This window comes from Neobacillus niacini (genome assembly GCF_000759675.1).
GTDB lineage: Bacteria > Bacillota > Bacilli > Bacillales > Cytobacillaceae > Neobacillus > Neobacillus niacini_A.
The window spans coordinates 155,147-176,252 of the sequence record NZ_BAWM01000098.1; the positions used below are offsets into that span (position 1 = coordinate 155,147).

14 protein-coding genes and 3 riboswitches are annotated in these 21,106 nt (G+C 37.5%); of the genes, 4 read left to right on the forward strand and 10 right to left on the reverse strand.

All coding sequences use genetic code 11. The annotated features are described in order from the left end of the window. Window positions 1-161 precede the first annotated feature (161 nt). Window positions 162-731: a biotin transporter BioY gene (locus TR08_RS22705; protein ID WP_045522077.1), complete on the forward strand. Its 570-nt coding sequence runs from the start codon at window positions 162-164 to the stop codon at window positions 729-731. 133 nt (window positions 732-864) lie between these two features. Here TR08_RS22705 and katG read toward each other — a convergent pair whose 3' ends face one another. The 4 genes from katG to TR08_RS22725 form a co-directional block, all read right to left on the reverse strand. Next, window positions 865-3,075 (reverse strand): catalase/peroxidase HPI, encoded by a 2,211-nt coding sequence (gene katG / locus TR08_RS22710; RefSeq protein WP_045522079.1) that lies wholly within the window; start codon window positions 3,073-3,075, stop codon window positions 865-867. Window positions 3,076-3,527: 452 nt separating this feature from the next. Next, window positions 3,528-5,315, reverse strand: coding sequence for an ABC transporter ATP-binding protein (locus TR08_RS22715; protein WP_081954633.1), 1,788 nt, complete (start codon window positions 5,313-5,315; stop codon window positions 3,528-3,530). Window positions 5,316-5,334: 19 nt separating this feature from the next. Next, on the reverse strand, window positions 5,335-7,098 hold the full coding sequence (locus TR08_RS22720; RefSeq protein ID WP_045522088.1) for an ABC transporter ATP-binding protein: 1,764 nt from the start codon (window positions 7,096-7,098) through the stop codon (window positions 5,335-5,337). A 74-nt stretch (window positions 7,099-7,172) separates the two neighbouring features. Continuing rightward, complete coding sequence (locus TR08_RS22725; RefSeq protein WP_045522090.1) at window positions 7,173-7,619, reverse strand: MarR family winged helix-turn-helix transcriptional regulator; 447 nt, start codon at window positions 7,617-7,619, stop codon at window positions 7,173-7,175. 400 nt (window positions 7,620-8,019) lie between these two features. Here TR08_RS22725 and TR08_RS30500 point away from each other — a divergent pair, with 400 nt between their 5' ends. Both TR08_RS30500 and TR08_RS22735 read left to right on the forward strand, forming a co-directional pair. Then, window positions 8,020-8,358, forward strand: coding sequence for a replicative helicase loader/inhibitor (locus TR08_RS30500; RefSeq protein ID WP_052427592.1), 339 nt, complete (start codon window positions 8,020-8,022; stop codon window positions 8,356-8,358). Window positions 8,359-8,588: 230 nt separating this feature from the next. After that, on the forward strand, window positions 8,589-9,500 hold the full coding sequence (locus tag TR08_RS22735) for an AEC family transporter (RefSeq protein WP_045522092.1): 912 nt from the start codon (window positions 8,589-8,591) through the stop codon (window positions 9,498-9,500). Window positions 9,501-10,270: 770 nt separating this feature from the next. On the opposite strand, the gene TR08_RS22740 is transcribed toward TR08_RS22735, so the two are convergent. The 3 genes from TR08_RS22740 to TR08_RS22750 are packed head-to-tail and all read right to left on the reverse strand — an operon-like array spanning window position 10,271 to window position 14,082. After that, on the reverse strand, window positions 10,271-10,744 hold the full coding sequence (locus TR08_RS22740; protein WP_238579219.1) for a flavodoxin domain-containing protein: 474 nt from the start codon (window positions 10,742-10,744) through the stop codon (window positions 10,271-10,273). After that, window positions 10,725-11,768 carry a ribonucleotide-diphosphate reductase subunit beta gene (locus TR08_RS22745; RefSeq protein WP_193747833.1) on the reverse strand — a complete coding sequence of 348 codons (1,044 nt, stop codon included), beginning with the start codon at window positions 11,766-11,768 and terminating at the stop codon, window positions 10,725-10,727. Before TR08_RS22745 ends, TR08_RS22740 begins: the two co-directional genes overlap by 20 nt. 28 nt (window positions 11,769-11,796) lie before the next feature. After that, the gene (locus TR08_RS22750; RefSeq protein ID WP_045522099.1) at window positions 11,797-14,082 is read right to left on the reverse strand and encodes a ribonucleoside-diphosphate reductase subunit alpha; all 2,286 of its coding nucleotides are present in this window, start codon (window positions 14,080-14,082) and stop codon (window positions 11,797-11,799) included. 171 nt (window positions 14,083-14,253) lie between these two features. After that, window positions 14,254-14,432: riboswitch (cobalamin riboswitch) on the reverse strand. Between the two features lie 146 nt (window positions 14,433-14,578). After that, window positions 14,579-14,759: riboswitch (cobalamin riboswitch) on the forward strand. A gap of 176 nt (window positions 14,760-14,935) precedes the next feature. On the opposite strand from TR08_RS22750, the gene metE reads away from it, so the two are divergent. Next, the gene (metE, locus tag TR08_RS22755; protein ID WP_045522101.1) at window positions 14,936-17,230 is read left to right on the forward strand and encodes a 5-methyltetrahydropteroyltriglutamate--homocysteine S-methyltransferase; all 2,295 of its coding nucleotides are present in this window, start codon (window positions 14,936-14,938) and stop codon (window positions 17,228-17,230) included. A gap of 87 nt (window positions 17,231-17,317) precedes the next feature. On the opposite strand, the gene TR08_RS22760 is transcribed toward metE, so the two are convergent. From TR08_RS22760 to moaA, 3 genes are all read right to left on the reverse strand, one after another. Beyond that, window positions 17,318-18,787, reverse strand: a complete 1,470-nt coding sequence (locus TR08_RS22760) for an amino acid permease (protein ID WP_045522351.1) — start codon at window positions 18,785-18,787, stop codon at window positions 17,318-17,320. 196 nt (window positions 18,788-18,983) lie between these two features. Then, window positions 18,984-19,124, reverse strand: a riboswitch (cyclic di-AMP (ydaO/yuaA leader). A 129-nt stretch (window positions 19,125-19,253) separates the two neighbouring features. Beyond that, window positions 19,254-19,412, reverse strand: a complete 159-nt coding sequence (locus TR08_RS32760) for a hypothetical protein (protein WP_193747829.1) — start codon at window positions 19,410-19,412, stop codon at window positions 19,254-19,256. Between the two features lie 622 nt (window positions 19,413-20,034). Then, complete coding sequence (moaA, locus tag TR08_RS22765; protein ID WP_081954615.1) at window positions 20,035-21,060, reverse strand: GTP 3',8-cyclase MoaA; 1,026 nt, start codon at window positions 21,058-21,060, stop codon at window positions 20,035-20,037. Between the last annotated feature and the right edge of the window lie 46 nt (window positions 21,061-21,106).

The following is a 21,106-nucleotide window of genomic DNA, read 5'->3' on the forward strand; positions in this document are numbered from 1 at the left end:
ACCATTATTAACTATTAGTTAATTTAGTACGTTGTTTTCAAAGGCATTCAATTCTCTTATAATCTAAAAAATACGATTGACAAAACTAAAATGAGCACTTTATACTTTAATTGTTAACCAATACATAATATAAGTTAACACGAACGATATGGGGGGATATGATGTTTACGTCACAATATCAATTAAAAATGTGGATTTTGAGTGCTTTATTTGCTGCTATTATCGGAATTTTGGCTCAAGTTACAATCCCATTGCCACTTGTTCCGATTACAGGGCAAACACTTGCAGTTGGTTTAGCAGCGACAATTTTAGGCTCTAGATATGGCACTTTTGCCGTTATTTTATATGCCTTAATTGGAGCTATAGGTATTCCCGTTTTTAGTGAAATGTCGGGTGGACTCGGGGTGATTGTTGGTCCTACTGGCGGTTATATTGTTGGATTCATTCCTGCAGCATTTTTAATTGGTGTTATTTTAGAAAAATCAGGCTTCACTGTCATGAAAGCTATGATTGCAAATACAATCGGTATGCTTGTTACCTTGATCTTTGGGACCGTTTGGCTGAAATTTGCGGTTGATATGACGTGGACCGCAGCATTTGCTTCTGGAGTTTTACCATTTATTATCGTTGGTTTAATTAAAGCATTTTTAGCATCATGGATTGGTATCACGGTCTATAAAAGGCTTGTAACAGCAAAGCTGTTAACTACCCCACATCAGGTATCTAGTTAAATAATATGTAGTGGGAAGGTTATATATATTTAATTCCTAAGTTGCTATTCTCACAAAAAAACTAATCGGAAGTTTTTTCCGATTAGTTTTTCTTTTATTGATTCGCTTTTTTAACCCACTCTGATTTATTACTTTAATTCCTTGTTAATTGAGCTTTCTTCAACTTAAGGTCGAAGCGATCTGCATTCATTACTTTGACCCAGGCTGCTATAAAGTCACGTACAAACTTCTCTTTGTTATCATCTTGAGCATAAACTTCTGCTAGCGCACGTAGAACAGAGTTTGAGCCAAACACGAGGTCGACTCTAGTTGCTGTACGCACTACTTTACCTGTATTCCGATCACGCCCTACATATATGTTTTCTTCTACAGGCTTCCACTCTACTCCCATGTCAAGCAAATTAACAAAGAAGTCGTTAGTGAGGGTTCCTATACGATCAGTGAATACACCGTGTTCTGTGCCACCATGATTTGTACCTAGAACACGCATACCGCCAATAAGTACAGTCATTTCTGGTGCAGTAAGGTTTAGAAGTTGTGCCTTGTCTACTAGGAGCTCCTCTGGACTTACACTATATTGCTTTTTCTGATAGTTGCGGAAACCATCAGCGATAGGCTCTAGTACTGCAAAGCCTTCTATATCCGTTTGCTCTTCTGTTGCATCACCGCGTCCGGGAGCAAAAGGAACAGTCACATCAAAGCCAGCTTCACGCGCTGCCTTTTCTACAGCCGCACTACCACCTAATACAATCAAATCAGCAAGGCTAACCCGCTTATCTGATTTACTTTGAATGTCTTCAAGTACATGAAGCACTTTGGCAAGAAGCTCCGGCTGATTCACTTCCCAATCCTTCTGTGGAGCAAGACGGATGCGTGCACCATTAGTGCCGCCACGCATATCTGAGCCACGGAAAGTACTAGCGGAAGCCCAAGCAGTTGTTACTAACTCGCTGACTGTAAGTCCTGAGTTTATAATCCTTCCTTTAAGCTCTTCTACTTCCGCATCTGTTAATTCATAATCAACAGTTGGTACAGGATCTTGCCAGATTAGATCCTCTTCAGGAACCTCAGGTCCTAAATATCTTTCTTTAGGCCCCATGTCACGGTGAAGAAGTTTGAACCATGCACGGGCAAACACATCGGCAAATTCTTCTGGATTCTGATGGAAACGCCGAGATATTTTTTCGTATTCGGGATCGTAACGTAATGCCATATCCGCGGTGGTCATCATCGTTGGAACTTTAATGGAAGGATCTTCTGCATCCGGTGCAAGATCATTCACATCCGGATCAACAGCAAGCCACTGATAGGCACCTGCAGGACTCTTTGTAAGCCACCATTGATATTTAAACAATAGATCAAAGTAACCATTGTCCCACTGTGTTGGATTAGCAGTCCAAGCACCATCAATACCGCTGGTGATTGTGTCACGACCCTTACCGCTGCCGTGAGTGCTTAACCAACCTAAGCCTTGTGCTTCAATTGGAGCAGCTTCTGGTTCTGGACCAACAAGAGCAACATCTCCTGCACCATGTGCCTTACCAAAAGTATGACCGCCTGCTATTAGTGCTACAGTTTCTTCATCGTTCATTCCCATCCGTGCAAAGGTTTCGCGAATGTCACGAGCACTAGCAACAGGATCGGGTTTACCGTTTGGACCTTCTGGGTTAACATAAATAAGACCCATCTGAACAGCAGCTAGTGGATTTTCAAGCTCACGATCACCTGTGTACCGATTGTCTCCTAGCCATTCCGCTTCGGTCCCCCAGTTGATGTCTTCTTCTGGATGCCAAATGTCTGGGCGTCCTGCTCCAAAGCCAAAAGTCTTGCCACCCATTGATTCAATGGCAACATTGCCTGCTAGAACAAGCAAGTCAGCCCATGAGATCTTGTTGCCATATTTTTGCTTAATCGGCCATAGTAATCTGCGAGCTTTATCCAGGTTGCCGTTGTCTGGCCAGCTGTTAAGTGGAGCAAAACGCTGTGCACCAGTTCCAGCACCACCTCGGCCGTCACCTATCCGATATGTACCTGCTGCGTGCCAAGACATACGGATAAAAAATGGACCATAATGTCCATAGTCAGCAGGCCACCAATCTTGACTATTTGTCATTAGATCACGAAGATCCTGCTTAAGAGCATAGTAGTCTAAGCTTTTAAATTCTTCTGCATAATCAAAGTCTTCTCCCATGGGGTTAGATTTTCTGTCATGCTGATAAAGAATGTTCAAGTTCAACTGATTTGGCCACCAGTCTCGGTTTGATGTACCACTAGATGTGTTACTAGTAGCGCCTCCGTGCCCAAACGGGCATGCTCCAGTATTAGCATTGTTTTTAGCGTCCATAAATTTGTCCCCTTTCTATGAAATTAATAATTATTCTTCTAGTGGTGAGAACATAAAACTGGATGTCTATAATTATTCTATTTATATTCTACTAAGCTATTACTTAAACTTACAAAGAAAATCATAATTATCACAAAGTTTTAACATTTAGGAAATCTTTACTACCGGTTACACACTTATTCAAGTTTCTATAATGAATTCTGAACCTAACCACGAAGGCTTTTATTAACTTTGGCTGGCGGGGGTGGGATGGTGCTTTAGATATTTATAATTTTTTGAAACCCATTTATAGAAAAGATGACCTCTGCTAATACAGAAATCATCACTTAGGTTTTCATTTTTACCACTATTTTTTAATAAACAATGGTAGTCATTAATTCGTCACTTAAATTACTTTTTGACATATTCACTAATAAGTTTTTATAAATTTTGTTATTTATTGAGAGGTCTTGCTATGATGCATTTTCAAACTGACTATTATAAAGCTCCGCATAGAAACCATTTTTCGAAAGTAATTCTTCGTGATTTCCACTTTCTATTATGTCTCCATCCTTCATAACAAGGATTAAGTCCGCATTTTTAATTGTAGAAAGTCTATGGGCAATTACGAATGAAGTTTTTCCGACAGTCAATTTATCCATTGCCTGTTGAATCAATACTTCTGTTCGAGTATCCACCGAACTTGTCGCCTCGTCTAAAATCAGTAATGGTTTATTATCAACCATCGCCCGTGCAATGGTAATAAGCTGTTTTTGCCCAGCTGAAAGATTTGCTTTATCGTCGAGAATCGTGTCATATCCCATTGGCAGAGTTTTAATAAAGTGGTGCAGCCCAACTGATTTGGATGCAGCCACTACCTCTTCATCCGTTATGCCATTTCTGGAATAGACAATATTTTCGCGAATACTTCCTTCAAACAGCCATGTGTCTTGTAGAACCATACTGAAAAGTTCATGAATGTTTTCCCGAGTTAATTTATTGATAGGAACACCGTCAATCAATATTTCACCACCGTTGTATTCATAGAAACGCATCAGCAAGTTGACCAATGTTGTTTTCCCAGCACCTGTAGGCCCGACAATCGCCACTTTTTCTCCTGCTTTTGCCATTGCCGAAAAGTTTTTGATGACCATTTTATCTTCACTATAGCCAAAGTGTACATTCTTAAACTCGACATCACCGATTGCCGTTTCAAGCTTCTCTTTTTTATCACTTTCATTTGCAACTTCTTCTTCAGCGAGAAATTCAAAAACACGTTCACTAGCAGCTGCTGTAGACTGGAGGTTGGTAGCTGCTTGAGCAAGTTGGGTAAGCGGCTGGGTAAACAGACGGATATAAAGCATAAAGGCAACAATCACACCAAATGAAATCATATTATTCACGGCAAGAACTGCCCCAACGATACAAACAACGACATAGCCAAAATTACCAACAAACATCATTAACGGCATCATAAGCCCTGACATGAATTGAGATTTCCATGCGCTTGTATATAGTCTAGTGTTAATCTCATGGAAAGTTTCTCGTGCTTCTTTCTCTCCGTTATAAACTTTCACTACATTGTGTCCTGAATAAATTTCTTCAATATGACCATTCAATTTTCCTAGCTCTTTTTGCTGCTGAGCAAAGTATCTTTGTGATTTGGAGATAATGAATGTCATAAAACCAAACCCTACTATAGTAGACAATATTGCAGCAATGGCCATGATCCAATTTGTGTAGAACATCATGATGAGCGTCCCAAGAAACATGGTTATGGCTGAAACTAGAGTACTTAAGCTCTGGTTCATTGTTTGGCCAATCATATCTACATCATTCGTAACACGACTAAGGACATCCCCAGTACTTGTTGAATCAAAGTATTTTAAAGGTAAACGGTTTATTTTGGTTGATAGATCCCTTCGTAAGTTCTTTGAAACACGCTGAGTGACCGTAGCCATAATGAACCCTTGTATATAGTTAAATATAAATCCTAGGCCATAAAGGATTGCCAATACAGTTGCGACATTGACAACAGCGTCAAGATCAATGCTCGTCATCATTCCTTCTGTAATCAAATCCGTAATCTCACTAAGTAGATCCGGCCCAATAATATTGAAAACAGCACCTGCCATTGCAAGGATCAATGCAATGATGATAGCTGGTAAATATACCTTACAATAGGAGATGAGCTGCCTGATCGTTTTCTTGAAATCTTTGGTTTTTCCACCAGGTCCTCCATTTCCTCGTGGGGATTTCATGTGATTGCCACTTTTTTTCTTACCCAATTTCAAGCTCCTCCTTTGACAACTGAGAATAAGCTATTTCCTGATAAACACTGCAATTTTGCATTAACTCTTCATGTGTACCAATGCCAACTACTTCCCCTTCGTCCAGGACCACGATCCGGTCAGCATCCTTAATGGTACCGATACGCTGCCCCACAATTAATGTAGTGGCATCTTGTGTTTCTTTTTTGAGTTTTGACCGCAGTACTCGATCGGTCTTATAATCAAGCGCTGAGAATGAATCATCGAAAATATAAATTTCTGGTTCTCTATAAACTGCCCTAGCGATAGATAATCTTTGTTTCTGGCCGCCAGAAATATTGGTACCGCCTTGAGCAATAGCCGCATTATACTGGTCTTCCATCTTTTCAACAAATTCGGTTCCCTGTGCAATATCAATGGCCTTTTTGACAACTGATTCATGTTCTGAAATTTCCCCATTGTCCCCATAAGCAACATTGGAAGTAACTGTACCGCTGAACAACACTGCTTTTTGCGATACATAACCGATTCTTTTGCGTAACGACTCCTGAGTATATTGTTTAACATTCACACCATCTACCAACACTTCTCCTTCTGTTGCATCAAAATAGCGTGGAATAAGGTTGAGTAGTGTACTCTTACCACTGCCAGTTGAGCCGATCAATGCCACCGTTTCTCCTTTACTTGCTGTGAAACTTACATTTCGTAGGATATACTCGGCTGCATCAGGATATTTAAAACTTACATTTCGGAATTCGATTTCTCCAGAAAGACCATTTTTCCCTTCTGTTACGTTTCCATCAATGATTTTTGCTTCGGTATCAAGCACTTCTTTAATACGTTTTGCAGAAACGGATGCACGTGGAAGCATGAAAAACACAAATGAAAGCATCATAAATGCCATAATAACCTGCATGGCATAAGACGAGAAAACAACCATGTCCGAGAACAAGGATAATCGGTCAGGCAGTGCAGCAGCGTTAATTAAGAAGGCACCAATCCAATAGATTGCTAGACCCATACCTGACATGATGATTCCCATAGTCGGCATCATAAACGCCATCGCTCGGCTGGTGAAAAGATTTGTATTTGTAAGCATGTTGTTGGCTTCTTCAAATTTCTTTTCCTGATAACCACCAGCGTTGTAGGCATGCACAACACGAATGCCCGTCAAGTTTTCCCTTGTTACACGGTTCAAGTTATCTGTTAAACTCTGAATCATTTTGAACTTTGGCATCGCAACAAAAATAAGAATACAGAGCATCAATATAAGGAATAAAACCGCAAATCCAGTAGCGGCTGTCCATTGCCAGCTTTTTCCCATCATTTTAATGACTGCCCAAACAGCTAAAATCGGGGCCTTTACGATTACTTGAAGTCCCATTGCAATAAGTAATTGAATCTGAGTGATATCATTCGTTGATCGCGTAATCAGACTTGCTGTTGAAAATCCGTTGATTTCTTCAATAGAAAAAGACATCGTCTTCTCGAACACCATCGCTCGAAGACGAACAGAAAAACCGGCAGCAACTTTGGCTGCAAAGAAACCAACAATGATAGAAGCGATCATACTACCAATTGCACACAATAGCATATATCCACCTTGAAGGAGAACATCGCTCATCTTACTTCCTTCTGTCTGAACCAGCATGGTGATTTCATGCATATAATCAGGAAGTTTTAAATCAAGATACACCTGTGTCACAATGAATACCAAACTAAACATAATTAACAGGTATTCTTTTTTCTGTAAATATTTAAAAATTTGCAACATGTTTTATCCCTCCTGAGAACCATTTGCAATAAACCTAATAGTGTTAGATACTTTTGAAAAATTAAGCAGATCCACTACTCCTGCCTGCATTCTTGATCATTCATTTCATTGGTAATTTCCTTAATCCGTTTAATAATTCGAATTAATTCTTGTGCATCTTTTTCACCAAGTTTCTGAAGTGTTTGCTGCATCATCGAAATCAGTTTATTATATTCTTCCATGATAAAGCTTTTACCCGGTTCAGTTATCGTAACAATAACCATTCGTTTGTCAATCTCATCCTTATTTCGCTCAATAAATCCTTTTTTAGCTAAACTATTGAGTGCGGATGCAACACGAGGGGTGGTGAGATCGAGTTTATCACTGAGGTCACCTGATGGAACCCCGTTTTTTCCAAAAGTAAGATACCCTAATATTCTCCTTTCTCCATGAGATAGGTCGTCAACTTTTTTCTGAAACGGCAGTTTAGCTGTCCTAGTCAAAATATGAAACAGTTCTTCCGCTAACAATTTGTAATCCATAACTAAACTCCTTCAAGAAATTATCTAATACTATTAGATAATATATTGTTTTATGCTTATTTTGTCAATAAAATGGGCAGCCTATCGTTCAATTTTGAATGGTAGGCTGCCTTTTTACTTGGTATTTGTAGATATCCTCAAGAAGTGTGTATATATCTTAGGATTTTGTGTAGATACCGAACAGGAATATGTAGATATATTCCAAAAGTGTGTAGAAATAACCATCTAAGTATCCAAACGGGAAAATTAGCAGCGTATCGTATTGTGAAAAGGTTATTGGGACAAAACTAGAAGCGTAGAAGTACGCCAACCAGCAGAAAAAATCTAAGAAAGAATCCCTGTCTGATCGGGTTGAACGGTTGATTCACGAAGGGAAAATTATGTTACAGGAGGAAATCTAATGACCAAGGAAGAGGTAGTCAAACTTTTAGTACTGATTGAATCGGTTTATTTCAATTGCATATTTAAAGACGAAACGGTTCAGCAATGGTTTCAATTTTGTTCTGAGATGGATTATGAGAAGATATTAACGAATCTGAAAAACCATATTCGGAAAAGTCCCTTTCCTCCTGCGATTGGTGATATTGCTGTATTCAACTTTGAAGAAAATCATTTTCCTGCCACGTTACAGGAATGGATGAAGGAAGGACGGGAGAGAATTGAATGCGATCATAAATCAAACAAACGAGGACCACTACCTGCCTGGCTAGCCGAATATTCACCAAGAAAATCCGTTTGACGCGGAAGGAAGTAGGTGTTATTAATCTAGCATTTGAGAAGAACTATTGCCGCTATCTGGATTATCAATTAGGATAAATTCAGATAATAATACAAGGATATTTAGACCAGCAGCCGGGTTAAATATCCTTTTTTAATATATAATGAGTTCTATGGATATTAATGAGATTTCATCACATTTATATCCATAGAAAAACATAAATGAATGTACACCTTAGAGGAGATTTTTTTATGAATCAGGAATTTATTTACATTATAATCATCATTGCCTTTGGCTATCTATTAAAAAGGATAAATATTTTACAAGAAAAAGATGGAGAAGTCATTTCAAAAATTATCTTTAAAATTACCCTTCCCGCCTTAGTTCTTGTAACATTCGATTCCGTAAAGATAGAAACTTCTTTAATTTTGTTACCCGTTATTGTACTCGTTTATGGAATCATAACAGCATTTTTAGGCTTATTAGTGTTTAAAAACGAGGATAGAGAATTAAAGGGTTCTCTTCTAATGCTATCTTCCGGGTTTAATGTAGGCTTATTTGCATTTCCTTTGGTTTATGCGATATGGGGGATAGATGGATTAACATATTTTAGTATGTTTGATGTTGGAGCCTCATTTGTAGTCTTTGGAATTAGCTACATATTAGGAAGTTATTTTTCAGAAGAAGGTCTACGACTTAACATAGTGGAAATTCTAAAAAAACTGGGGAAGTCTATTCCGTTAATGACTTATATCATTGCTAGTATTTTAAATCTTAGTCAAATCCAATTACCTGACACGATCATTAATGTTGCAAGTAAAATCTCTGGAGCTAACATGCCGTTGTCTTTATTGTTATTAGGACTCTTCCTAAATTTTAAATTTGATAGACAATTTATTAAGCCTATGGTGAAATTCTTAACCTTCCGATATGGTTTAGGACTTATCGTGGGTTTAGTTTTATACTTTATCCTTCCATTCGATATTATGTTTCGATATACCATTCTGATTGGACTGTTACTGCCTGTTGCAGCATCCGCCTTAACATTTGCAGTTGAATTTAAATATAGTACCAACAGCACCCGTTTTATAGCCACTATGTCAAATATAACGATTTTTATTAGTATTGTTATTTTATATATTTTTGCTAATTTTATTTTATAAAGTGTTGACCAAAAAACAAACCCCCTAAGATTTAACTAACGGGTTCACTTGTGGGGTGCAAAAATGGAAATAACAAGTCAAAACAATGGCTCATTCACCAGTTTTTCACCACCTAATTCGTGGGACAATTCATATATGTTTTTCCAACTTACTATCCTGTGGTTTTTGCCCTCCATCAACTTTATGAAGGACATTTCTCCTGTACTCCTACCGAGTTTTGTCCTTCATCGGCTTTATGAAGGACATTTCTCCTGTATTCCTACGGGGTTTTGTCCTTCATTGGCTTTATGAAGGACATTTCTCCTGTATTCCTACGGGGTTTTGTCCTTCATCGGCTTTATGAAGGACATTTCTCTTGATTTCCTACGGGGTTTTGTCCTTCATCGGCTTTATGAAGGACATTTCTCTTGATTTCCTTCGGGGTTTTGTCCTTCATTGGCTCTATAAAGGACATTTTTCTTGATGTACTATAAAACTTCAATACATATTCACCATAAATCACACCAAATTCGCATACACTTTAATAATTATTTCCTTCTTTAGGGTTACCTTGCTAATTCTGATGAGAATAAGACACAAATACACCATCAAACCTTATATGATAACAAAAAAACACACTGTGATTTCTTATGTGAAATACAGTGTGTTTTGTCTTGAGAATTGTTTGTTTGCACCTCTGAAGTGAACCCGTTAGGATTTAACTTAGTGGGTTTTGCTGGTTGTTTACATATTAATTACGTTTGAAGTTAAACCTTACTTTTGTTTATAAACTACGATACCGGAATTCCCATACTTGCACGCAACAGCAGCGCTTCAGCAAACTTGTCACAACGATGAAAATCCTGTTCTTGTGGCCGAAGTTCAACCTTTAGGGTCGCAGCTAAGTTTGTATGAACGTATAGCATGTCTCGAAATTGATCGACTGCTCCACAAAACATGGGATAAAAGCTATCTCCAGTTCCAAAAACGGCAGTAGTAATTTCTTTCCTATTAAGTGATTCAAACGCTTGATAGAGTCGCCTCATTTCCTTTGGAATTTCACCATTTCCCCACGTATACGTTCCGATAGCTACTGCATTATATTGGCATAAATCAGCTAATGAAAACTCTTCTATACTATAAATTGATAAATGGACTGACTTCGTTAACAAGATTTGATAAAGCTCTTCAGCCAATTCTTTTGTGTTTCCTGATACAGACGCATAAACAATGGCAACTTTCATTTTACAGTTCGTCAAATCCATTGGACTGTGAGACCTTTGAATAGGTTCTTGACTTTTGTTCAAAGAAATCCGACTTTGTCTCATTCATCATTTCATCTCCAAATATTTGAATCCACGGCATCGGATTACTTCTTTCTTCATAAAGATTGTTCAAGCCAATCTGTCTCAATCGTTTATTTGCTAAATATTCTACATACCCTTCGAATTCCTCTAAATCGATTCCTTTTATTTCAGCTAAAATATATTGAGCCCACTCTTTTTCCAGCTCAACAGCTTCACTAACTGTTTGATAGACATATTTAATATTTTCATCTGTATGAAGCTCAGGATTTTCTGTTAAAAGAATTCGAATGAATTGAGCAATAAAGTAGGCATGCTGCATTTCATCCCGTTGAATATAACTAATCATCGTACTTGTTTTCAGCATTTTTTGCTGACGTGCTAAGTGATAGAAAAAGGCAAAACCTGCGTAAAAATAGATACCTTCCAGGTTGATTGAGTTTACACATAACTTAAATAAAGATTGTGGCGTTGGATTTTGTCTAAACTCCTCATAAGCATCTAGTATAAGTTGATTTCGTTTTCGTACAATGTGATCACTTTTCGCTTGATTAAATCGTTCATTTTGTTCGCCAATGGGAATAAGCGAGCTTAGTATATAAGAATACGATTCATTATGAACGGCTTCTTGTTGTGAAATAACCGCAAAGATGGCTTTGAAACTAGAGTCACTCACATAATCCATTACTTGAGTCATGGTTGGTGTCTGCAAGCTATCAAGTGAAGCAAGCTGCGTATTAATACGCAGAAACACATCCTTTTCTATATTAGTAAGGGAATCCCATTGTTTTATATCATCCTGCATATTAATTTCTTGTGGTTTCCAAAAGTTTGATAATAGAGTTTGATATAAGTCGTACATTTTTGGGTAGGCAATATCATTCCAGTTAAGAATGCCCGATGACTTTCCATTTATGATTCCAGTGGATTTGTTTGGAAAGTCAGGATTTAGTAATTTAATTTTGGTTAATGGTGTATGTATCATCAAATTCAAACCTCCTCAATCATCTCTTCTAACTTTGACATGCTTCACATTCTTCTATCTCAGTTTGTGAAGTGCTTCTTACGTAATAGGTTGTTTTTAAGCCTTGCTTCCATGCTTGCATATGAAGATTTAATAACTCTATTGCTTTAATATCATGACGAACATAGAGATTAAAGCTAATCGATTGGTCAATATGGCGCTGTCGAGCTGCGTTTTGCAAAATACTCCAATTCTGATCCAAAACATGCCTGGTACGTCGATAAAAGTTGTAACTGTTATGGTCCAAATCAGGTGCCGTTACTTTAAACTTGAAATTTTTCTTCTCCTCTGCGTATTCGACAGCATATAAAGGATCGATCCCATCTGTTGAACCACCAATCTTTGCGGTGGAAGAGTTTGGAGCAATTGCCATCATCCAGCCATTTCGAACCCCATACTTCGCAATCTCCCCCATCAATTGGTTCCATCGGTCTGATTTATACCCTTTTCGTTCAAAGTACTTGCCTGATTGCCATTCTGAACCTTCAAACTTATTATAGGCACCCTTTTCCTTAGCTAATTCCATAGATGAACGAATCGTAAGATAAGCAATTTCCTCATATAGTAGATCTGCATATTCAACGGCTCTATCAGATTCCCAGTAGATCCCTTCTAATGCTAGAAGGTGATGCCAACCAAAAGTACCTAATCCGACTGGTCGATATTTCTTATTTGTCACTTCGGCTTGTCCGACTGAAATGGTATTCAGATCAATAACATTGTCTAGCATTCTCATTTGAATAGGAATTAATCTTTCTAGTACATTCCCTTTTACAGCTTTCGGCAGATTAATAGATGATAAATTACAGACAACAAAGTCCCCAGGTTTTCGAACAATAACAATATTTCCTTCTTCATCCTTAAATTCTTTAACAATCGTTGTGGCAGACATATTTTGTGTAATCTCTGTACACAAATTACTGCAAAAAATCGACGCGCGTCCCTTTCCTCTTACATGTTTGTTTGGATTTTGACGATTTACTTCATCTCGATAAAACATATATGGAGTTCCTGTTTCTAATTGAGAAATCATAATCCTTGCCATAATATCCATTGCTCGATATATTTTTCGCGGAAGAAGAGGGTGCTTTACTGCTTCTTCATATTTTTCTGTAAAGAACTTTTCATCACACTCATCATAAAAATCTTCCAAGCCAAGGGGATTCCCGTCTTGATCATTCCATCCCATTATTTGTTTTACTTGATGAGGACAAAAGGTATGCCATTCTCCAACACTTCTGCCGTTTTCATCTACTTCTTCTAATTTCTTCATAAACAAGTCAGGTATCGAAATACCAGTAAAGATATCATGAGCCTTTCGCCTTTCATCTCCGTTATTTGTTTTTAAGTCTAAAAAGCCATTCATAATATCTTTATGAAATACATCTAAATAAACGGCGATCGCTCCTTGCCTTTGGCCCAATTGATCTACACTCACAGCCGTATCATTAATAAGACGAATCCAAGGTACCACCCCAGAAGAATTGCCCTTGAACTTCTTGATATCTGAACCTAAGGCACGTACCTTACCTAGATAAACACCTAGCCCGCCACCGTCTTTACTTAATCTAGCAATATCCCAATTATTCATATAAATTCCATCTAGTGAATCATCTACTGTATCAATAAAACAGGAAGAGAGCTGCCCAAAACTTTTTCCGGCATTTGATAGAGTTGGGGTAGCAACGGTCATATACAAGTTGCTTAGTGCCCAGTATGCTTCTTTTACATAGTTTAACCTTGTTCCCTTTTGTTCTTTTCTCATTAATGTCATGGCGATGATCATAAACCGTTCTTGAGGCAATTCGTATAGATTTCCTTCGTAATCTTTTGCCAAATAACGATCTGCTAGTAAAAACAACCCTATATAATTAAACAAATGGTCCCTTTCAGACGTTATTTCTGCGCCTAATATTTGAATCTCTTCTTTTGTATAATCTTGTAATAGATCCTCAGAATAGATCCCTATTTTGGTTAATTCCGCAATCAGAGAGTAAAAGTCCCCATATTTTTTTTCCGGTTTGTACCCCCTGCTGCTTGAAGCATTCCGATAAAGTTCCTGTAGATAGAGATTTGCTGCTAAAAAGGTCCAGTTTGGGTCACTCATTGAAATTTGATTTAATGCATAAAAAAGGGATTGTTCATATATTGAAGAATCTTCAAGATTATTGATCTTTTCAACTAATTCAGTTGTGTCCAGATTATATTTTTCAGAGCCTCTTATCACTGCTGCTAAAACTGTATCTTTTTCTGAATAAATATTATTTACTACCATACCAATTTCCTCATTTCTTTTCGTAATGAAAGCTATAAGTCTTCGCGAGTGAAACAACAAAAAAACCCATCTATGAAGATGGGTTTGATAACGTGGAATAATCTATAATACAGCTAACTCACTGTAATAGTAGGAATACCCTCGTTATATCTTCCCAGCTCCCGAAGAAGATAATACGTAATAAAAATGACAGGTCTCCTGACTTGTGCTTCTTCCCTACTCTAATCCCTTCCCGTCCGAAGACAGTGGATATGATTATTTCGTCAGCACTTACAGTTGCGGGTACAGTTCTGGATTTTCACCAGATTCCCTATTAAGTCTATACAGACATCATTTAAATTGGTCATTATCTATATTTAGTATCTATTTACACAAACAACACTAAATATTGTATATGAACAAATATAATATACAAAATTCACTTTGACAATAACAAAATTAATTCTCAGAAAATTATGTACTTGTGATTTTTTATATGTTATATTAATTGGCAATTACATATCGTGTAAAAATTGGTGCCAAGTTAACGCTTGGCTTAAAAGGGAAGAACGGTGTAATTCCGTCGCTGTCCCGCAACTGTAATTCGGAGTGAATCACAAATACCACTGTCTTTTGACGGGAAGGTGTGAGGATCATTGATGATAAGCCAGGAGACCTGCCAATTTCTAGTACACACCAGATACCTACGTGGAAATAGGTGGTGACATTCATTTGTACGACAAACGAGTTATGAGTAGTATTGTTTATGCCTGTTTTTTAAACATACCTTTAACTTGATTGTATAGCCATTTCCGTTTCACGGAGATGGCTTTTTTGTATTTGGAAATATGTAAATGAAAAGGAGGAATCGAAAATGAAACTAGCTAGTACAGCCATTGGTTACCCATACATTGGTGGTAATCGAGAGTGGAAACGTTGTGTTGAATCTTTTTGGAAGGGTGAGAAATCAGAGGAAGAGTTCATCTTTGAGTTGAAGACAATTCGCTTGAATCATTTGAAGCACCAGCAATCATTAGGATTAGACATACTTACGGTGGGAGATTTTACTTTTTATGACCGTATGCTGGACCTTGCGACAATGTTCGGTTTAATTCCCGCCCGTTATAAGTGGGCAGGTGAAAAGGTAGATCTAACAACTTATTACGCAATGGCACGTGGGGCAAACGATGTTGTGGCTTCTGAGATGACAAAATGGTTTAATACCAACTATCACTACATCGTACCTGAGTATGAAGGAAAATCACTACAATTAACCCAAAACTACATTTTAGACTATTTTTTAGAGGCGAAAGAAGAATTAGGTCTAATTACAAAGCCTACCATTATTGGTCCATATACTTTTGTGCAATTATCTAAAGGCTACGATTCCATATCCAAAGCATCCTTTATTTTAAGACTCTTACCTCTATATGCTCAAGTACTTCAACAACTTGTAGATGCAGGGGCACAGTGGATTCAAGTGGAGGAACCAGCATTAGTCCTTTCACTAACAACAGAAGATATAAAACTAGTACAACAAGTTTACAAACAATTAGCAGAAGAAGTACCAGCAGCTAAACTGATGTTACAAACATATTTTGAAGAACTATCAGCATATGAAGAGCTCATTCAATTACCTGTTGCAGGGATTGGACTTGATTTTATTCATGGTGCAGATGAGAATATGGCTTCACTCCGTAAATATGGTTTCCCACAAGATAAAGTATTAGGGATTGGTATCATCAATGGGCGTGATATTTGGCGGGCAAATTTGGCTGAAAAAGCAATGATGACAAAAGCTATTTTATCCTTAAGCGGTGTAAATGAAGCCTGGGTTCAATCTTCTTGCAGTTTACAGCATGTACCTGTAACAACTAAATCTGAGAAGACGCTGGATGCTACAATACTAAATGCATTATCCTTTGCCGATGAGAAAATCGTTGAGTTAACACATATAACATCCTTTGTTTCAGACGAGAACTGGTCAGGAAGTAAAAGTGTGTCACAAAGTATGGTAGCAATTCAGGCAATAGAGCAGCATGAGGCGAGGAAAAATACACGTGTGAAGGAGCTTTTATTACAAGTCAAGCCAGAGCATTTTACACGTCCAATGCCTTTTAATGAACGTCAATCTTTACAGCAAGCTGCGTTACATTTACCGGATTTCCCAACAACAACGATTGGCAGCTTCCCTCAATCTGAGCAAGTAAAACGAACACGTACCGCATGGCGTAAAAAAGAAATTACGGACACTAAATATGCTGAGTTTTTAAAAAATGAAACTGCTCGCTGGATTCAAATCCAGGAAGAAATTGGCCTTGATGTTTTCGTACATGGTGAATTTGAGCGAACAGATATGGTCGAGTTCTTTGGTGAAAAGCTGAAAGGTTTTGCTTTTACGGAAAAAGCCTGGGTGGTATCATATGGGTCACGCTGTGTTAAACCTCCCATTATTTATGGTGACGTCGAGTGGACATCCCCAATGACAGTGAAGGAAGTAGTAGAGGCACAGCGATTAACGTCTAAGTATGTTAAAGGGATGTTAACAGGTCCAGTCACCATCTTAAATTGGTCTTTTGTCCGTGATGATCTTTCTCGTGAACATGTTGCCAACCAAATTGCCTTAGCCCTCAAGGAAGAGATTCAAGCACTAGAAAATGCAGGCATCTCAATTATTCAAGTGGATGAACCTGCACTACGTGAAGGCTTGCCACTTAGGAAAGAAGACTGGAATGAATATTTAACATGGGCAGTAAATGCATTCAAGCTGGCTACTTCAAGTGTCAGAAATGAAACACAAATTCATACACATATGTGCTATTGCGAGTTTAATAACTTTATAGAGCCGATTCGTGCCCTTGACGCAGATGTAATTTCAATAGAAACGTCTAGAAGTCACGGGGAATTGATTCAATCACTAAAACAAAATCCATATGAACTTGGTATAGGTTTAGGTGTGTATGATATACATAGCCCACGAGTCCCAAGTGTAGAAGAAATCGACACCATATTAAAAGATAGCTTAGACATTCTTTCAAAGGAACAGTTCTGGGTGAATCCAGATTGTGGGTTAAAAACACGTCATGAAGATGAAACCATTGCATCATTAAAAAATATGGTGAAAGCTGCACGAAAACTCCGCCAACAGCAACAACAAACTATTTCCTAAAAATTCTTTCAGATAAAAAACAGGCTCTAGGGATCATTCCTAAGAGCCTGAAATCTTCTCCATCTTCAACAAAAAAACCGTTTTCGATTAATTATATTTTTTGTCAAAGTCAAACTCAACTTCCTCAAGTTTAACCACTTTCGTTTTCTTAATCAGTTTATATCCAAAATATAAACAAAGGAAAAACGGAATACCTAAGTAAGCTGCTACAACACCGCCCCAATCAATCTGGTCGGCAAGAAAGGCTTGGAAATTTTGAGCTAATATTACGATAATTCCACAAGCAATAGCGAAAATTGGCCCAATCGGAAACCATTTTGCCTTATACGGTAACTTGTCCAATGAATGCCCTTGAGCGATAAGGGCTTTTCGGAACCGATAATGACTGATGGAAATACCGAGCCAGAAGATAAATCCAGTTATACTGATCGCGTTCATTAACCAAATATAGACCATACCATCACCAAAAAAGGAAGCCAAAAAGGCAAGCGCACCTATAGCACAGGTTAGAATCATCCCTGCAACCGGAACTCCACGATTGTTAAGTTTTCCAAAAATCAGTGGTGCTTGTCCCGACTTCGCCATCGAATACAACATCCGGGTTGAAGCATATAAACTAGAATTACCAGCTGATAATACTGCAGTTAAAATAACAGCATTCATCAGTGAAGCTGCAAAGGCAATCCCAGCCTTTTCAAAAATAAGGGTAAATGGACTTACCATCACATTATCATTTTGTAAATTCGGATTGGTATAAGGAATAAGAAGCCCGATCACTGCAATCGCCAAAATATAAAAAATTAGGATTCTCCAAAAAACACTTTTAATCGCCTTTGGTACATTTTTGGCTGGATCCTCACTTTCTCCTGCAGTAACCCCCACAATTTCCGTACCTTGGAAAGAAAAACCTGCTGCAATAAAAATAACAAAAACACTTAAAATACCACCTGAAAAAGGAGCTTTATCCACTGTAAAGTTTTTAAACCCTATTGCTTCTCCTCCCATAATGCCGAAAATCATCAGTAAGCCAACAATAATAAATATAATGATCGCTGAAACTTTAATTAAGGATAGCCAATATTCCCCTTCCCCATAACCTTTAACAGATAAATAGTTTAATAGAAAAATAAGCGCTAAAAATGATGCACTCCATACCCAAGAAGGACTATCCGGAAACCAGAATTTCATGATCATGGTTGAGGCGGCTAACTCTGCTGCAATTGTCATCGACCAGCTAAACCAGTAGGTCCAACCAATCGCAAAACCAAATGCTGGATCCACAAATTTTGTTCCATATGTACTAAATGAACCGCTTACTGGCATAAAAGCAGCCATTTCTCCTAAACTAGTCATGATAAAAAAGACCATTGCTCCAACTATTGCATATGCAAGCAAAGCTCCCCCAGGGCCGGCTGTACTGATAGCTGCCCCGCTGCTGAGGAACAGTCCAGTACCAATCGCACCTCCGATTGAAATCATCGTTAAATGCCGGGATTTTAACTCGCGTTTTAATGTCTGTTCATTTTGTTGATCTACAGATTGCTGGAATATTTTCATTTCACGTTCTGGTAACATTTACTTCAGTCCTTTCATTTTTTAATAGAAAACGGTTACAAACAGATGAATGCTTTTACTTATTGAAAATTAATAATCCCCCTTAGTAGTAGAAAATCTATTAAAGAAACAAAAAAAGTGTCAACAAGTCATGGGAAATAGACTTGTTGACACTTAATAATCGTGTCACAAGTTCCACCTTCCTTCTCATAAACGCTTACGAGGTTAGCTGCCGGATTCGGGCCTCCTGAGTAGCCCTACCTTAAAAAGGATTCACCCCTTGGATTCAATAAATCCATATGGTTCCCCCGTGCCTTAACGGATTCAGCGATTTAGAAATTTGAAACTATTTTTAATATTATAATAGTTACTATTTTAAGAAAAGTAAAATATTTTTTTGCAAAAATATAAAAATAACCTAAACTTCCCAAAAAGACTGTCAATACTTCTAAAGATTGGTAAAATCGGTCTAATATTGTGATTCAACTACATCAAAATCATTATAGTAAATCACTTCACTGAGAAATTTACACCCTTTTATACTCTTGTAAGTGGCTCTTGCTTCCTCTTGATTATCGAACTCAAACATTTGAATATTCTTTTCTGTATGCACCGTAATGATCCACATAAAACATCCCTCACTTAAATTTTTTGAAGTTAAAACTGAACCTTCTGAATATTTCAGATAAATCAAATCAGTTTTTTTATTTACTGATTTTCACCATTAGCAACATAAAATTGTTTTATATCTTGTTCTTCTTTAATGCAATAAGTGTGCCAACCTGATTCCCATAAGAAATATACATTTAACTATTCTTTTACGAGGAATTACTGCAAAGTTTTTTTGCTATATGCCAAAATACTTTGCATAATAATGTTTAAAATGGTTGTTCCCGCAATTTTTTTTTGCTACCGTTACAGTTGCATATTTTAGATATTTTTATATGACTTTTTGTTATTAACATTGTGTAAATTAGTATATTTGGGCCACAAAGTTCACCTTTGTAAAAGAATTGGAGGTAAAATTAATGGGAATTGTTACTGAAGCAAAATTTCATGTATTTAAAGAAAAAATATTTTCTCTAGGGAAGACAAAAAGTACCTCAATTAAGAGAGGTACTTATTTGCAGTTTTACCTATTTCGTTGCTGGAGGGGATTTAATTTCAACCAATAGTATCATGTTAATAATTGGGTGACAATATTTTTAAAAATAAAACATTAATTTCAACAAAGCAACATCCTCTTTAATTTATCCCCCAATATAGTGCATCTCTATTTTCTGGTGCTTAGGAATGTTAGTTGCGTAAAATCTTTCATCAGAGTATCGATCAAATCGACTTCCCCAAACTTCCTGAATGAATAACCTTAATTCTTCATCCCTTGTTCCTGATCGGATCAGCCCTTGTAAGTCCGTCCCATTCGTTGCGAATAGACAGGTGTATAAATGACCATTTGCAGAAAGACGTGCCCTTGTACAAGAAGAACAGAAGGATTCTGTTACGGAAGAAATAATTCCAATCTCTTTGTTTGTACCTCGATAGTAAAAACGGCTTGCTACCTCACCGAAGTACTTGGGCGGCACCGGTTCTATGGGCATTTCATCATTTAATAAGTCGATAATTTCTCGTTTAGAAACAACGTGCCTTAAATCCCAGCCATTGCTATTGCCTACATCCATGAATTCTATAAAGCGTAATACATGCCCGGTATTTCGGAAGTATCTAGCCATTGGAAGAATATCCTGATCATTTACTCCTTTTTGGACCACCATATTCACCTTAATTTCCATTCCAATATTGGCAGCCGCCTCAATTCCTTCCAATACCGTACCTACATCGCAACGACCGCCATTCATTCGGCGGAATGTTTCATTATCAAGACTGTCTAAACTAACATTAATACGTTTAAGACCTGCCTCCTTTAAATCCTTTGCGAAATGTGAAAGGAGAGAACCATTGGTTGTTAAAGCTATATCTGAAATCCCATCAATTTCATTTAATACCCTAATTAATTTTGGTAAGTCCTTTCGTAATAATGGCTCCCCGCCAGAAAGACGTATTTTCTCAATCCCGAGTGAAGCAAAAATGCGAGCGAGACGAGTGATTTCATCAAAACTAAGCAGCTTTTCATTCGGCATAAATTGAAAGTTTTTATCAAAAATTTCTTCTGGCATACAGTAGCGGCACCGGAAATTACATCGATCTGTAACAGAGATACGTAAATCACGGAGAGGACGATTTATTGAATCTAATGATTTGGAATTGTTAACTGTCATTGTTTTTCCTCACTCTCTGTTATCTTAAAAAGTCAATTTTATTACT

What these genes read in the sequence shown, in the direction of transcription:
- TR08_RS22705 (WP_045522077.1), top strand. Translation starts at nt 162, where the DNA reads ATGTTTACGTCACAATATCAATTAAAAATGTGGATTTTGAGTGCTTTA.
- katG (WP_045522079.1), bottom strand. Translation starts at nt 3,075, where the DNA reads ATGGACGCTAAAAACAATGCTAATACTGGAGCATGCCCGTTTGGGCAC.
- TR08_RS22715 (WP_081954633.1), bottom strand. Translation starts at nt 5,315, where the DNA reads ATGAAATCCCCACGAGGAAATGGAGGACCTGGTGGAAAAACCAAAGAT.
- TR08_RS22720 (WP_045522088.1), bottom strand. Translation starts at nt 7,098, where the DNA reads ATGTTGCAAATTTTTAAATATTTACAGAAAAAAGAATACCTGTTAATT.
- TR08_RS22725 (WP_045522090.1), bottom strand. Translation starts at nt 7,619, where the DNA reads ATGGATTACAAATTGTTAGCGGAAGAACTGTTTCATATTTTGACTAGG.
- TR08_RS30500 (WP_052427592.1), top strand. Translation starts at nt 8,020, where the DNA reads ATGACCAAGGAAGAGGTAGTCAAACTTTTAGTACTGATTGAATCGGTT.
- TR08_RS22735 (WP_045522092.1), top strand. Translation starts at nt 8,589, where the DNA reads ATGAATCAGGAATTTATTTACATTATAATCATCATTGCCTTTGGCTAT.
- TR08_RS22740 (WP_238579219.1), bottom strand. Translation starts at nt 10,744, where the DNA reads ATGGATTTGACGAACTGTAAAATGAAAGTTGCCATTGTTTATGCGTCT.
- TR08_RS22745 (WP_193747833.1), bottom strand. Translation starts at nt 11,768, where the DNA reads ATGATACATACACCATTAACCAAAATTAAATTACTAAATCCTGACTTT.
- TR08_RS22750 (WP_045522099.1), bottom strand. Translation starts at nt 14,082, where the DNA reads ATGGTAGTAAATAATATTTATTCAGAAAAAGATACAGTTTTAGCAGCA.
- metE (WP_045522101.1), top strand. Translation starts at nt 14,936, where the DNA reads ATGAAACTAGCTAGTACAGCCATTGGTTACCCATACATTGGTGGTAAT.
- TR08_RS22760 (WP_045522351.1), bottom strand. Translation starts at nt 18,787, where the DNA reads ATGAAAATATTCCAGCAATCTGTAGATCAACAAAATGAACAGACATTA.
- TR08_RS32760 (WP_193747829.1), bottom strand. Translation starts at nt 19,412, where the DNA reads ATGTGGATCATTACGGTGCATACAGAAAAGAATATTCAAATGTTTGAG.
- moaA (WP_081954615.1), bottom strand. Translation starts at nt 21,060, where the DNA reads ATGACAGTTAACAATTCCAAATCATTAGATTCAATAAATCGTCCTCTC.